Raw genomic sequence first — 13010 nt, forward strand, 5'->3', positions numbered from 1 at the left:
TCATCCCATTGCCGGCAGGGCGAGGGCAACGCCTGGATGTGTTAAGAAGGTTAATCCTGCTGCACCCCCGATTTCCCTTCGGTATCGTTCGCAAAAAGCAACTTGTTTCGTTTGCGAATTACTACCATTTGGGGAAAGGGTGTGTCATGAGCAGTTTCAAAAGTTTGGGGGACTCGCGACGGGGTCGGGGCTGGCTGGTGCTGGGGCTGTTGGCGCCGTTTTCGTTGTCGGCACTGGCCGAGACGGTAGCGACTCAGGCGTCTGCCGAGGACAGCGCGCTTGACCTGCCGGCATTGACCATCGAAGGCAACCGCCTGTATGACATGCTGCCGTCGGAAGAAACTGGCGGCTACAGCGTGGATGCCGCCACCGTGGGCACCAAGACCCCCGCAGCGCTCAAGGACATCCCGCAATCGATCACCGTCTACACCCAGGACTACGTCAAGGACCGCCAGTTCGTGCACCTCGATGACCTGGCCAAGTACACCGCCGGCCTGCGCACCCTGACCAACGACAGTGGCCGTTCGTCGATCTACGCCCGTGGCTACGAGTACAGCGAGTTCAATATCGACGGCCTGCCGGCGCCCATGGCCAGCATCTTCGGTACAGTACCGTCGCTGGCGGCATTCGACCGTGTCGAGATCATGCGTGGCCCGGCCGGGCTGTTCAGCAGCACCAGCGAACTGGGCGGCATCGTCAACATGGTGCGCAAGCGCCCGACCGCCGAGTTCCAGGGGCATGTCGAAGGCAGCTATGGCACCTGGGACACCAACCACGAAGAAATCGACCTGAGCGGGCCGCTGGATGATGCCGGCCGCGTGCGCGGGCGCTTCATCGCCTCGCGTGACGACACCAATGGCGAGGTCGACTACAACGCCAACACCAGCAACAGCTACTACGGTGCGCTGGACGTCGACCTGGACGACGCCACCACCCTGTCGTTCGGCCTGATTCATGAAGTGAAGAACATCACCCCGCACAATGGCTATCCGGCAACGCTGTACGGCGAAGTACCCGACTTCAGCCATTCGAAGTTCCTGGGGGCTGACTGGAATTACTTCGACGGCAAGACCACCGACCTGGTCGCCGAGCTGACCCACCGCTTCGACAACGGCGGCTATGGCCGTGTCGCAGCCCGTGGCTCGCATCGCGACACCAATTATCTGTACGCCTTCACCGCGACCAACGCCACCACTGGCGCAAACTCCGAGCGCGCCAGCGCCCGCGATTTCACCCAGGACACCTACTCGCTGGACGCCAGCTACAGCCAGCCGTTCGAAACCTTCGGCCAGGTCAGCGAATTCGTGGTCGGCAGCGACTACAAGAACTACGACACCGAGTACCTCAACGGCACAACCAACCTGGGCGCCATCAACGTCGATACATACTCGCCCAAGCAGTTCGCCAAGCCATCGCCCAACTACAGCACCGAGACCGGTATGCAGGAAGAGGAATACGGCCTGTACTCCAAGGTCACCTTCCGCCCGGTCGAGCGTCTGGCGCTGATCGCCGGGGGCCGCTTCAGCTGGTATCGCGGTGATTTCTACACCACTACCCTCAGCAGCGGCGCCACCACCAACGACAGCAAGCGCGTGGATGGCCACTTCACCCCGTATGGCGGCCTGGTCTACGACCTGACCGAGAACCATGCGCTGTACGCCAGCTATTCGCAGGTTTTCAAGCCGCAGTCCGACACCGACAGCAATGGCCGGGTGCTCAAGCCGCGTGAGGGCGAGCAGTACGAGTTCGGTCTCAAGAGCAGCTACTTCGGCGGCGACCTGAATACTCGCTTCTCGGTGTTCCGCCTGACGGACAAGAACCGCGCGACCACCGTGTATGACGCCGACGGTGTGGCTACCACTGACTCTGTTGCATCCGGCAAGACCCGTGTGAAAGGCGCCGAAGTGGAAGTGAGCGGCAAGCTGACGCCGAACTGGGAAGTGCTGGCCGGCTACACCTGGATGGAAACCGAAACCCTCAAGGGCGATGCCGAAACCACCTTCTTCATTATGCCGCGCAACCAGGCATCGCTGTGGAGCAAGTACACCATCAGCCAAGGGCCGCTGAACGGCCTGGCCATTGGTGGCGGTATTTCGGCGATGAGTAACTTCTATTCCGAGAACGGCGGTGTGCGCATCGACGCGCCAGGCTATGCGACGGTGGATGCAATGCTGTCTTATCCGGTTACCTCGAAGCTGACGGCCACCTTCAACATCAACAACCTGTTCGACCGGGACTATCTGTCGCGGGTGGGGTCGACCTCGACGTTCAACTTCTACGGGCCGTCGCGGAGCATGATGGTTGGGGCGCGTTATGACTTCTGATAATCAGATTTTTCCCGTTGCGCGTAGGCCATTTCTGAAATAGCTTCCTAGCGCCCTTGAGCCATTGCGGTGGTGCTCCTGGCGGCCTAGTGTGGCCCAGTCGTTGCCAAATCAGCGACCGGGCCTGCAAGCCCGCTCAGAGAACGATTACCGATCACCAATAGCCAATGGCATGCCATTGCGCGCGCTTGATGGTGGCTGCGTACGGGAGGTTTTCGAACCTGCCGGTTTCGTTCTCTGCCGGTCTTGCAGACCTGTACGTGGCCGCCACCCATCACACTGCAAGTAATGAATGGCGGTTCTGGCCAATCAACTGAGAACCTCACCATGCTTAAGATTGTCCCCGATCCACCCCACGATATTCATTCCCTTGAAGACACCCTGATCCAGGCCACGGACTATGCGCTGTGCGCTGCGACCGTTGTGCATCAGGCCATGCTGCTGCAGCCCAAGTCGCCGGCGTCGGCTTTGATGATGACGTCGATGCATGAACTGGAGACGCTGCGGGCTTTGCTGGAGTCGGCATTGATTCAGGTGCAGATGCCCACTGGGGCCAGAACTTTGCACTGAGGCTTGAGTGATGTGTTGTCTGGGCAAGCCCTTTCGCGGGTAAACCCGCTCCCACAGGATCACCACAGTCTTCAAGACTTGCACAGTACCTGTGGGAGCGGGTTCACCCGCGAAAGGGCCCGTCCAGGCAGTCGAGAACTTTCAGGGGATTCAAAAATGACCACAGAAGACACCCAATTCACTGTCGGCAAGACCACGTTCTACCAAGGCGAACATGGCACCCACCCACTGTTCCGCATCGAGCCCGGCATCCCCTGCCGCGATGCCCGAGAGCAGTCTTCGGAGTTGATGGGCTATGTCCGCGAACTGACCATCACCGGCCTGATGGATGAGAAGCCGATGATGATCTGGGCTGCGCACTACCTGAGTGCGATGGCCAAGGCGCTGATGGATGATGCTGAGTTGGGTATGAAGCAGTGAGTGTTTGCCTTCAGGTTGTGTGAAGGCCGCAAGGGGTTCGCCTTGGCAATTGCAGCGCCTATGAGACCGAGCGCCGCCCGCGCGGCGCTCGGTCTCATAGGCGCTGCAAACCTGTCGGTATACACCTGATGGCCCGCTTGATTAGAGTGGCGCCTGGGGTAATACAGGCCAGTCAAGCCTTTCGACAAGCGAGGTGCAGGTGAGCGTTGATATCGAGTGTGTGGTGGTCGGGGCCGGTGTGGTCGGCCTGACGGTGGCGCGCGCCTTGGCCCAGGCTGGCCATGAAGTGCTGGTGGTGGAGGCGGGAGAGGGCATTGGCGTCGGGGTCAGCTCGCGCAACTCCGAGGTGATCCACGCCGGCCTGTATTACCCCGATGGCAGCCTCAAGGCGCAGCTGTGTGTCGAGGGCAAGCAACGCCTGTATGCCTATTGCGACAGTCGGGGCGTTGAATACCAGCGCCTCGGCAAACTGATCGTCGCCACCGATGCGGCCCAGGTCGAAGGCTTGCAGCGCCTGCTGGAGCAGGGCCGGCGCAATGGTGTCGATGACCTGCAATGGCTCGACGCCGACCAGGCGCGTGAGTTGGAGCCGGCGCTGTCATGTGTCGCCGCGCTGTGGTCGCCGTCCACCGGCATCATCGACTCCCACGGTTTGATGCTCGCCCTGCTGGGTGACGCCGAGGCTGCGGGCGCCACCTTGGTACTGCATACCCCACTGCTTGCCGCGCGGGTGATCGAGGCCGGTTTCAGCCTGGACATGGGCGGTGCCGAGCCGATGAGCCTGACCTGCCAGCGGCTGGTCAACTGCGCCGGGTTATCTGCAGTTGAAGTCGCTGGGCACATCACCGGCCTCGACCCGGCCCATGTACCCAAAGCCTATCTATGCAAAGGCAGCTATTTCAGCCTGAGCGGTCGTGCGCCATTTCGGCACCTGGTGTACCCCGCACCGGAACACGCCGGCCTGGGCGTGCACATGACCCTCGACCTGGGCGGCCAGGCGCGCTTCGGCCCGGATGTGGAGTGGGTGGAACATATCGACTACCCGGTAGACCCCCGGCGCGGCGACAGCTTCTATGCCGCCGTACGGCGCTATTGGCCCGACCTGCCCGACGCCAGCCTGCAACCGGCCTACAGCGGCATCCGCCCGAAAATCAGCGGCCCTCAGGACCCGGCGGCGGACTTTGTCATCAGTACGCCCGCCGAGCATGGTGTGCCGGGGCTGGTGAACCTGTTTGGTATCGAGTCACCGGGGTTGACCAGTTGCCTGGCATTGGCGGATCGCGTGCTGCATACCCTGCGTGACAACTGAGGGCAGTGCGAAGCTGCCTTCAGTCTTTATGCATGTGCTGCTTGCCATCGCGATGAGTATGGGCCTTTGAATGCCCCTCATCATGCTGGCCTGCGCCCGAGGCCTGCTCACCATGATGGCCAGGCACGTTGCCGCGGTGCTGGCCTTCATGATTGTGCATTTCACTTTCGCCACCACCATGCTGGTGGCCGCCACTGGCCGCGACCATCGTTTTGTATTGTTCTGCGTTCAACTGGGGTAACTGGTCCAGGAAGGCGACGATGCCCCAGATGTATTCATCGCCCATGCTCTTGCCCCAGGCCGGCATGCCAGAGGCCTTGATGCCGTGCTTGATGATCCAGAACGCCGCAGCGGGGTCGCCACCAATCCCGCTTTTGGCCAGGTTGGGGGGCGATGGATACAGAGCCTGGCTGAGCTCCGTCTTCTCGACGCCAGGGGCAAGGTGACAACCGATGCACATGGCGTTGTAGTTACCGGCGCCGGTACCAATCAGCGTTTCATCTTTCAGGTCCGGCACCTCGATGTCCCTGGCCCGTACTGCGATCGAGCGGTCCCGTGCCATGGCCAGAAAGGCATGCACGGCGGGGAAATGGGGATCATCGGCCCCGACGTTGACCAGGCCGGAGTACGCAGCACCCAGCACGGCCACGCTGGCCACCGCGCCTGCTGCAACAAGCGTTGTTATTGTTCTTTTCATGTCTGGTTCTCAAAACCACATGCGGATACCGGCCACGAAACGCGCTTCATCCACATCACCACCCTCGTCGCGGATGAAATCGGCGGTCTTGCCGTAGGAGCGGTTCCAGGTGATGCCGATGTAGGGGGCGAACTGGCGGACTATTTCATAGCGCAGGCGCAGCCCGACTTCGGTATTGGCCAGGCCGGAACCCACACCGCGCCCAGGGTCGTTCTTGCCGTAGAAATTGGCTTCAGCGGTCGGCTGCAGGATCAGGCGATTGGTCAGCAGAATGTCGTAGTCGCCTTCCAGGCGCGCGGCAGTCTGGCCGTTCTCGCCAATGAACGCGGTGGCTTCGGCTTCGAAGTCGTAAAGCGCCATGCCCTGGATACCGAACGCCGCCCAGGTCTGGGGGGATTCAGGCTTGAAGTCCTGTCGCACCCCGGCAACCACATCCCACCATGGGCTGATCGAGCGGCCGTACAGCAGCTGCAATTCGGCATCCTCGGTGACACCGTTGGTACGTTCACCTTCGGAGCGGATCCACAGCCGGTTGATATCGCCGCCTACCCAGCCAGAAGCATCCCAGGCCAGCGTGCTGCCTTCATCGGCGTCCTGGTACTCGAGTTGATCCAGCAGGAAAAAGCTGTTGACCGCACTGTCGTGCATCTGATGCCCGCCCAACGGGGGGAAGGCTGCCTGGCGGTCGGCATCGGTCAGCACCGGGATAGGGGTACGGCTGGTCGTCGGCGTATTCGCCGAGCCGTGGTTCATTTTCGAATGATCCATCGCTTCATGGTTCATGGCTCCATGATCCATGCCCGGCATGCTGCCATGATCCATCTTGCCGTGGTCCATCATCGAATGGTCCATTTCTTCAGCGGCGAAGCTGGGCGCAGCGCCCAGCACGCCGAGCGAAACGGTCAATGCCAGCAGCGATGGTCGTGCCAGGCTATTGAGCATCTTTCCCTGCCTCGGCTTTGTCGCTGCCATGGGATTCCATCATCTTGCCGTGGTCCATGCCTTGCATCGAGCCATGGTCCATACCCTTCATCGAACCGTGGTCCATGCCCTTCATGGCGCCATGATCCATGCCCTTCATCGAACCATGGTCCATGCCTTGGGCACCCTTGGCTTTTGTGGCATCGGCAGGCTGCTGATTGTTGTCGCCGGACCACGACGACGGGGCATAAACGGCAAACAGGCCGGCCATTGCAGCAGAGAGGAAAAACGCGCTTCGTTTCATTGGTTTGCTCATCTCGGATCTCCAGTTCATTCGTCCACACGGACTTCGCGGAACATGCCCATTTCCATGTGGAACAGCAGGTGACAGTGATAGGCCCAACGTCCTAAAGCATCTGCAGTGACGCGGTAGCTTCGTTTTGAGCCAGGCGGCATGTCGATCGTGTGTTTGCGCACCATGAAGTTGCCGTTCTCATCCTCCAGGTCGCTCCACATGCCATGCAGGTGGATGGGGTGGGTCATCATGGTGTCGTTGACCAGGGTGATGCGCAGGCGCTCGCCATACTTGAGGCGCAGTGGCTCGGCATCGGAAAACTTGATGCCGTCGAAGGACCAGGCGAACTTTTCCATGTGGCCGGTAAGGTGCAGCTCGATTGTGCGACCAGGCGCGCGGCCGTCCGGGTCCGGGAAGGTGCTGCGCAGGTCCGCATAGGTCAGCACGCGGCGGCCGTTGTCACGCAGCCCGATGCCCGGATCGCCCAGTTTTGGTGTCGGCGTCATCGTCTGCATGTCGACCAGCGGGTTGTTGCTCTCGGAGTCTGGGTGGCTCTGCATGGGCGCGCTGGTACCAGCCATGTCGCCATGGTCCATGCCGGCCATGTTGCCGTGGTCCATGCCAGCCATGTCGCCGTGATCCATGCCCATATCGCTCATGGAAATGATCGGCCGTGGATCGACAGCTGGAACAGGGGCTTGCAAGCCTTCGCGAACAGCCAGGGTGCCCCTGGAATACCCGGTACGGTCCATGGATTGAGCGAAGATGGTGTAAGCCTGCTCGCTTTCGGGCTCGACGATGACATCGTAGGTTTCGGCAACGGCGATGCGGAACTCGTCGACCGCAACGGGTTTGACATGCTGCCCATCCGCCGCGACAACCGTCATCTTCAGGCCGGGAATTCGCACATCGAAATACGTCATGGCCGAGCCGTTGATGAAGCGCAGGCGGATTTTCTCGCCCGGCTTGAACACGCCCGTCCAGTTACCGTCCGGGGCCTGGCCGTTCATCAGGTACGTGTAGGTGTAGCCGCTCACGTCAGCGAGATCGGTGGGGCTCATTTTCATCTCGGCCCACATCTTGCGGTCGGCTACCGCGGCGGACCAGCCCATTTCGCTCACATCGTTGACGAAATCACCCACCGTGCGCTTGTGGTAGTTGTAGTAGTCAGACTGCTTCTTGAGCTTGGACAGCACCTGTGCAGGGTCTTCATCCGTCCAGTCGCTGAGCATGACCACATAGTCCCGGTCATAGCTGAACGGCTCAGGTTCTTTCGCGTCGATGACCAGGGCACCATACACCCCGACCTGCTCCTGGAAACCGGAGTGGCTGTGGTACCAGTAGGTGCCGTTCTGCTGGACCTTGAACCTGTACTCATACATGCCGTCGGGGGCGATGCCATGGAAGCTCAGGCCCGGCACGCCGTCCATGTTCGCCGGCAGGATGATGCCGTGCCAGTGGATGGAGGTGTCCTGTTGCAAGCGGTTGCGCACACGCAGTGTGACGGTATCGCCTTCGCGCCAGCGCAGGATGGGCCCGGGAATGGAGCCGTTGATGGCCATCGCTGTACGCGCAGTGCCGGTAATGTTGACCGGCAGCTCACCGATGTAGAGGTCGAAGTCGGTGCCGCTCAGCACATTCGGTTGGCCGGGGCTGGTCACGGCCCAGACCGGCGTGCGCCACATGCCCAGCCCGCCAAGCAGTCCGGTAGCGGCCAGGCCTTTGACGAAGGAGCGTCTGGTGGTTTTGCTTTGCATGCCGTTGCGTCCAGTCAGTCGAAAAGTTGCTGGTGTTCAGGCGGTTGAACGCCCCAGCCGTGGGTCCAGAAGCCCCACAATCTTCCTTCACGCTAGCGGACCTGCGCTGTCAGCTGGCTGAGCTTCAGATTACTTTTCTGTCAGCTTGTGGTGGGTCAAATTCAGTAAGCGCGCCGCGCACCCTGTGGGAGCGGGTTCACCCGCGAAGAATGCGACGCGGTGTATGGCACCGGCTTTGCCGGTGTTCGCGGGTAAACCCGCTCCCACAAGGCCCTGCGAAATCTTTGGGCTATGTATTCTGTGGGAGCGGGCGTGCCCGCGAAGGGCTGCAAAGCAGCCCCATCAAGCGGCTCTTTGGCCTGGCCGCTACTCGATGCGCAGCGCCGCCACCGGATGCAAGCGGGCCGCCCGCACGGCCGGAGCCAGGCCGGCGAGAATGCCGAGCATCGCCGCCAGCAGCAGCGCCAGCAGCAGAAACAGCGGTTGCAGCGCCAAGGGCAGGCTCGGCATGGCCAGGTGCAGTAGCCCCAGCAGCATGCCCATCAACAGCAGGCCAAGCAGGCCACCGGCCAGGGACAGCAGCGTCGCTTCAGCCAGAAACAACCCAAGTACCTGCCGCGGACTGGCGCCAATCGCCCGCAACAGGCCGATTTCTGCCGTGCGCTCGCCCACAGTGGTCGTCATGATGGTGAGAATGCCGACGGCGCCGACCAGCAGCGAAATGCCCCCCAAGGCACCAATGGCCAGGCTCAGGGTGCCGAGAACGCGGTTGAAGCTGCGCAGCATGTCGTCCTGGGTGGTCAGGCTGAAATCCTCCGCACCGTGTCGTTCGCCGAGCACCTCGCGAATCTGCCGGCTCAATGCCCGTGAAGTTGTACCTGCGCCAAACACCACATGGGCTTTGACCACCCCGGTGCGGTTGAACAGGCTTTCCGCCCAGTCCACCGGGATGTAGGCGATATCGTCGAGGTTGAAACCGAGCAACTGGCCTTTCTCCGCCATCACGCCGATTACCCGGAAACGCACGCCGCCGACGCGGATCAGCTCACCCAGCGGGTTGCGCGCCCCGAACAGCTCGGTACGCAGCTGATGGCCGAGCACCACATAGGGCGGCGAACGGCCGTCACGGGCCGGGGGCAGGAACTCGCCCAGGCTCAGTTGCATGCGCCAGGCCTGCGCCATCTGTTGGCCGCCACCGAGAATGTCGCTGCGCCGGCTCAGTTGACCGAACTGGATATTCCCGCTGCCCTGAATGATCGGCACCGCCGCCTCGACATGCGGCAAGCGCCGCAGGGCGTCGGTGTCACTGATGGTCAGTGGCCGCACGCTGCCAAGCAGGCCGCCGAGGCCGCTGGTCTGGGTCTTGCCCGGGCGCACGGTGATGATCCGCGTACCAAACTGCGAGAAGTTCTCCAGCACATAGCCGCGCACGCCTTCGCCTATGGCCGTGAGCAGTGCCACGGCGGCTATGCCGATCGCTACCCCGAGCAGGGTCAGCAGGCTGCGCAGCGGGCGGCAGGTCAGCGCCGAGCTGGTCAGCCGGAAACCATCTTGCCAGCGCATCAGTGCGCCCCCGGCGGGCGTAGCGCCGCCACCGGCTCCAGCGCCGAGGCCCGAGCGGCCGGCAGCCAGGCGAACAGCAGCGCCGTGCCGAGTGCCAGCAGCACTGCGCCAGCCCGCGCCCACCAGGGGGCATAGAGCGGCAGATCGAACGCCAGGCGCCCCAGCCAGAGCAAGGTTTCGGCCAGCAGCAGCCCTGCCAGTGCCCCTGTCAGGGCCAACAGCGCCGCCTCGCCGAGGAACAGCAGGCGCAGCTGCGCCGCCGTCACGCCTATGGCTTTGAGCAGGCCGATCTCGGCGCTGCGCTGGCTTACTGCAATCCAGGTCACGTTCATGATCAGGATGCCTGCCACCAGCAGGCTGATCGCGGCAATGCCGGCCACCGCCAGGGTCAGCACCGCGAGTATCTGGTCGAAGGCGCTGAGCAGGCTGTCCTGGCTGATCAGGGTGACGTCCTCCTCTCCCTCGTGACGCTCCTTGAGCGCGGCGAGTATCAGCTGCTTGCTACGGTCGAGAAAGCTCGGACCATGCACCTCGACAAACACCCGCGACAACCCCTCGCTATTGAACAAGGCCTGGGCGCTGGCCACCGGAATGATCAACATCTCGGCGAAATCCATCCCCAGCGATTCGCCCCGCTCATCGAGAATGCCGACCACCCGGAAGCGCCGGTCGCCAGCGCGCAACCATTCACCCAGGGCCGGGCGAGCCCCGAACAGCTCGCGCCGGAGTTTGCCGCCGATCACGCAGACGGCCTCGGCCTGTTCAGGGTCCAGCGTCGGCAGGGGTTGGCCCTGGACGACCGTCAGTTGGCGAATGGCGAAGAAGTCCCGGGTGGTGCCCAGCGTCAGCACCTCACGATTGCGGTTGCCGACTATCACCTCCATCTGCCCGGCCTGCTGCGGCGCGACCCGGCGGATGCCCGGCAACCGGGTGATGGCCTGGACATCCTGCAAGGTCAACTCGTGTGGCGTCAGCCCGGTGAGCGGCGGCATTCGCCCGGTGGTTTCCTTGCGCCCCGGGAAAACGATGAGGATGTCGCGCCCGAGCAGCGAGAACTCGTTCAGGACGAAGGCCCGCGCGCCCGCGCCAAGACCGGTGAGCAGGTTGACCGCGACCACCCCGATAGCGATGGCCAGCAGTAGCATCAGGCTGCGTGAGCGATGCCCACGCAAGGCACCTAGCCAGAAGCCCAGGGCATCGGCAGCGCGCATCAGGCCAGCGCCCACTGCGGCGCAATACTGTGGATCCGCCCGTCACGCATGTGCAGCTGGCGCTGTGCACGGGCGCCCAGGCTGGCATCGTGGGTCACCACTATCAGGGTCAGACCCTCGCCGTTGAGCTCCTCCAGCAGGCTGAAGACCTCTGCGCCGGCCTGGCTATCGAGATTGCCGGTGGGTTCGTCGGCCAACAGCAGCGCCGGTTGCATGACCATCGCCCGGGCGATCGCCACGCGCTGGCGCTGGCCACCGGACAGCTCGGCCGGGCGGTGGGCAATGCGCTCGCCCAGCCCCAGGCGTGCCACCAATTGGCTGCTGCGCTTGCGCCGTTGTGCCGCACCAATGCCGGCAAGGACCATCGGCAGCTCGATGTTTTCCAGCACCGTCAGTCGTGCGATCAGGTGGTAGGACTGGAACACGAAACCTATCAGTCGGCTGCGCAACTGGGCGCGGCGCGCCTCGCTCAGCGCCGCCGTGGCCTCGCCCTGCAGCCAGTATTCGCCGGCGCTCGGCGCGTCGAGCAGGCCGAGGATGTTCAGCAAGGTCGACTTGCCCGAGCCCGACGGGCCCATCACCGCCATGTAGTCACCGGCGGCGATGTCCAGGTCCAGGCCATCCAGGCCCATCACCTGCTGTTCGCCCAACTGGAAGCTGCGGCTGCCGCCGCGCAGGCGGATCATTTCTTGGTCTCCGCGGCATCCACCGGGATCACCGCCACGGTATCCTTGAGCCCTTCCTGCTCGTGGCTGGCGACTATGCGTGCGTCCTCGTCCAGCCCTGCGAGCACCTCGGTCCAGCGCCAGTTGCTCAGCCCGGTTTGCACCTGTACCTCGCGCAACACCCGGGCGCTCGGGTCATATCGCAGCACACGCTGCCCCTCCAGCAGGGTCTCGGTGGGGATGCGCAAGGCACCCGCGTGCTGCTCCAGGAGGATCTCGACATCGGCGCTATAGCCGGTGAGCAGGGCCAGGTCTGCCGGCGGCTGGTCGAAGCGCACCTCGACATCGACGGTGCGCGCCTGCTTCTCCAGTTCGCGCACATAGGGCGCAATGCGGCTGACGCGGCCGGTGAAATGCTGACCACGGAAGGCATCCAGGCTGATCCGTACGGCGGTTCCTGGGTGAACCCGGGCAGCGTCCACCTCATCGATCGGTGCCTCTACAAACAGGCAGCTGTCGTCGATCAGGTCGACTGCCGGCGGCGTGGGAATACCTGGCGGCGAAGGGGTGACGAACTCGCCGAGTTCGCCGTTGATTTCTGCGACGATGCCAGCGAATGGTGCACGCAGGGTTGTCTGTTCCAGCAGTGAACGCTGCAACTGCAGGCTGGCGTCGGCCTCGCGGATCAGCACGGCACTGGCACTGCACATCAGTTTCGCCAGGTTGGCCTTGGTCGCCGCCTGATCGAGGCGGTCGGCGGCAATCAGCTTGCGGTCGGCCAACTGGCCGAGGCGATCAAGGTCGCGCCGGTCCAGCAGAGCTTGCTGGCAGCGCTGTTCGCGGGTGTTGCGCTGGGCCTCCAGCCGCGCCTCGGCTTCCTGCAGCCTGGCCTGTTGCTCGTCCTGCCGCAGGCGCATGAGCACCTGATCCGGCTGGACCCGCTGGCCCTCGCTGACCAGCAACTCGGCAACCTGGCCGCCGACATTGAAGGACAGGTGCGAGCGTCGACAGGACTTCAGCGTACCCGCGCGCGTGTTGGCCACCACCGTCTCCACCGGCCCCCGCTCAACTTCCAGCAGCCTGACCGGCACCGGCTGCGGTCGACTCAACCAGCCGCCCAACACCACGAGACAAGCCAGGATCGACGAGCCAATCAATAATTTGCGCATGGACTACACCTCCTCCCATATGGCTTGAGCCTAGATCAGGAGGGTGAAAGCTCCACGCGAAACGTCATTTATCCGACGATTTTCGGATGAGCGTTAGTTTAGTGTCAGA

At 63.1% G+C, this 13010-nt stretch carries 12 protein-coding genes; 4 read left to right on the top strand and 8 right to left on the bottom strand.

Going from position 1 to position 13010, the window contains the following annotated elements; all coding sequences use genetic code 11:
• The first annotated feature begins 146 nt into the window (after positions 1 to 146).
• The 4 genes from ABNP31_RS02715 (at position 147) to ABNP31_RS02730 (ending at position 4623) form a co-directional block, all read left to right on the top strand.
• A complete protein-coding gene (locus ABNP31_RS02715) occupies positions 147 to 2324 on the top strand; it encodes a TonB-dependent siderophore receptor (RefSeq protein WP_350012962.1) in 2178 nt (725 codons plus the stop codon).
• A 327-nt stretch (positions 2325 to 2651) separates the two neighbouring features.
• On the top strand, positions 2652 to 2894 hold the full coding sequence (locus ABNP31_RS02720; protein ID WP_085665393.1) for a hypothetical protein: 243 nt from the start codon (positions 2652 to 2654) through the stop codon (positions 2892 to 2894).
• Between the two features lie 156 nt (positions 2895 to 3050).
• Entirely contained in the window at positions 3051 to 3314 is a 264-nt protein-coding gene (locus ABNP31_RS02725) for a DUF3077 domain-containing protein (protein ID WP_085617830.1), read from the top strand.
• Between the two features lie 199 nt (positions 3315 to 3513).
• Entirely contained in the window at positions 3514 to 4623 is a 1110-nt protein-coding gene (locus ABNP31_RS02730; protein ID WP_350012963.1) for an NAD(P)/FAD-dependent oxidoreductase, read from the top strand.
• Positions 4624 to 4642: 19 nt separating this feature from the next.
• On the opposite strand, the gene ABNP31_RS02735 is transcribed toward ABNP31_RS02730, so the two are convergent.
• The 8 genes from ABNP31_RS02735 to ABNP31_RS02770 all read right to left on the bottom strand — a co-directional run bounded on the left by ABNP31_RS02735 (position 4643) and on the right by ABNP31_RS02770 (position 12901).
• Positions 4643 to 5320 carry a c-type cytochrome gene (locus ABNP31_RS02735; RefSeq protein ID WP_085705917.1) on the bottom strand — a complete coding sequence of 226 codons (678 nt, stop codon included), beginning with the start codon at positions 5318 to 5320 and terminating at the stop codon, positions 4643 to 4645.
• 9 nt (positions 5321 to 5329) lie between these two features.
• Positions 5330 to 6262, bottom strand: coding sequence for a copper resistance protein B (locus ABNP31_RS02740; protein ID WP_350012964.1), 933 nt, complete (start codon positions 6260 to 6262; stop codon positions 5330 to 5332).
• The gene (locus ABNP31_RS02745; protein ID WP_350012965.1) at positions 6252 to 6575 is read right to left on the bottom strand and encodes a hypothetical protein; all 324 of its coding nucleotides are present in this window, start codon (positions 6573 to 6575) and stop codon (positions 6252 to 6254) included. The genes ABNP31_RS02740 and ABNP31_RS02745 overlap by 11 nt, the downstream gene beginning before the upstream one ends.
• Complete coding sequence (locus tag ABNP31_RS02750) at positions 6572 to 8293, bottom strand: copper resistance system multicopper oxidase (RefSeq protein WP_085665398.1); 1722 nt, start codon at positions 8291 to 8293, stop codon at positions 6572 to 6574. Before ABNP31_RS02750 ends, ABNP31_RS02745 begins: the two co-directional genes overlap by 4 nt.
• A gap of 366 nt (positions 8294 to 8659) precedes the next feature.
• Positions 8660 to 9856, bottom strand: coding sequence for an ABC transporter permease (locus tag ABNP31_RS02755; protein ID WP_350012966.1), 1197 nt, complete (start codon positions 9854 to 9856; stop codon positions 8660 to 8662).
• Complete coding sequence (locus ABNP31_RS02760) at positions 9856 to 11067, bottom strand: ABC transporter permease (RefSeq protein WP_350012967.1); 1212 nt, start codon at positions 11065 to 11067, stop codon at positions 9856 to 9858. Before ABNP31_RS02760 ends, ABNP31_RS02755 begins: the two co-directional genes overlap by 1 nt.
• A complete protein-coding gene (locus tag ABNP31_RS02765) occupies positions 11067 to 11753 on the bottom strand; it encodes an ABC transporter ATP-binding protein (RefSeq protein ID WP_025337543.1) in 687 nt (228 codons plus the stop codon). The genes ABNP31_RS02760 and ABNP31_RS02765 overlap by 1 nt, the downstream gene beginning before the upstream one ends.
• On the bottom strand, positions 11750 to 12901 hold the full coding sequence (locus tag ABNP31_RS02770) for an efflux RND transporter periplasmic adaptor subunit (RefSeq protein ID WP_085665400.1): 1152 nt from the start codon (positions 12899 to 12901) through the stop codon (positions 11750 to 11752). Before ABNP31_RS02770 ends, ABNP31_RS02765 begins: the two co-directional genes overlap by 4 nt.
• Positions 12902 to 13010: the final 109 nt, after the last annotated feature.

Origin of the sequence: Pseudomonas asiatica (assembly GCF_040214835.1) — a bacterium.
Classification (GTDB): Bacteria; Pseudomonadota; Gammaproteobacteria; order Pseudomonadales; family Pseudomonadaceae; genus Aquipseudomonas; species Aquipseudomonas putida_Z.

Bases quoted from the DNA above. Each gene is read 5' to 3' on its own strand.
- ABNP31_RS02715 (WP_350012962.1), top strand. From the start codon at position 147: ATGAGCAGTTTCAAAAGTTTGGGGGACTCGCGACGGGGTCGGGGCTGG.
- ABNP31_RS02720 (WP_085665393.1), top strand. From the start codon at position 2,652: ATGCTTAAGATTGTCCCCGATCCACCCCACGATATTCATTCCCTTGAA.
- ABNP31_RS02725 (WP_085617830.1), top strand. From the start codon at position 3,051: ATGACCACAGAAGACACCCAATTCACTGTCGGCAAGACCACGTTCTAC.
- ABNP31_RS02735 (WP_085705917.1), bottom strand. From the start codon at position 5,320: ATGAAAAGAACAATAACAACGCTTGTTGCAGCAGGCGCGGTGGCCAGC.
- ABNP31_RS02740 (WP_350012964.1), bottom strand. From the start codon at position 6,262: ATGCTCAATAGCCTGGCACGACCATCGCTGCTGGCATTGACCGTTTCG.
- ABNP31_RS02745 (WP_350012965.1), bottom strand. From the start codon at position 6,575: ATGAACTGGAGATCCGAGATGAGCAAACCAATGAAACGAAGCGCGTTT.
- ABNP31_RS02750 (WP_085665398.1), bottom strand. From the start codon at position 8,293: ATGCAAAGCAAAACCACCAGACGCTCCTTCGTCAAAGGCCTGGCCGCT.
- ABNP31_RS02755 (WP_350012966.1), bottom strand. From the start codon at position 9,856: ATGCGCTGGCAAGATGGTTTCCGGCTGACCAGCTCGGCGCTGACCTGC.
- ABNP31_RS02760 (WP_350012967.1), bottom strand. From the start codon at position 11,067: ATGCGCGCTGCCGATGCCCTGGGCTTCTGGCTAGGTGCCTTGCGTGGG.
- ABNP31_RS02765 (WP_025337543.1), bottom strand. From the start codon at position 11,753: ATGATCCGCCTGCGCGGCGGCAGCCGCAGCTTCCAGTTGGGCGAACAG.
- ABNP31_RS02770 (WP_085665400.1), bottom strand. From the start codon at position 12,901: ATGCGCAAATTATTGATTGGCTCGTCGATCCTGGCTTGTCTCGTGGTG.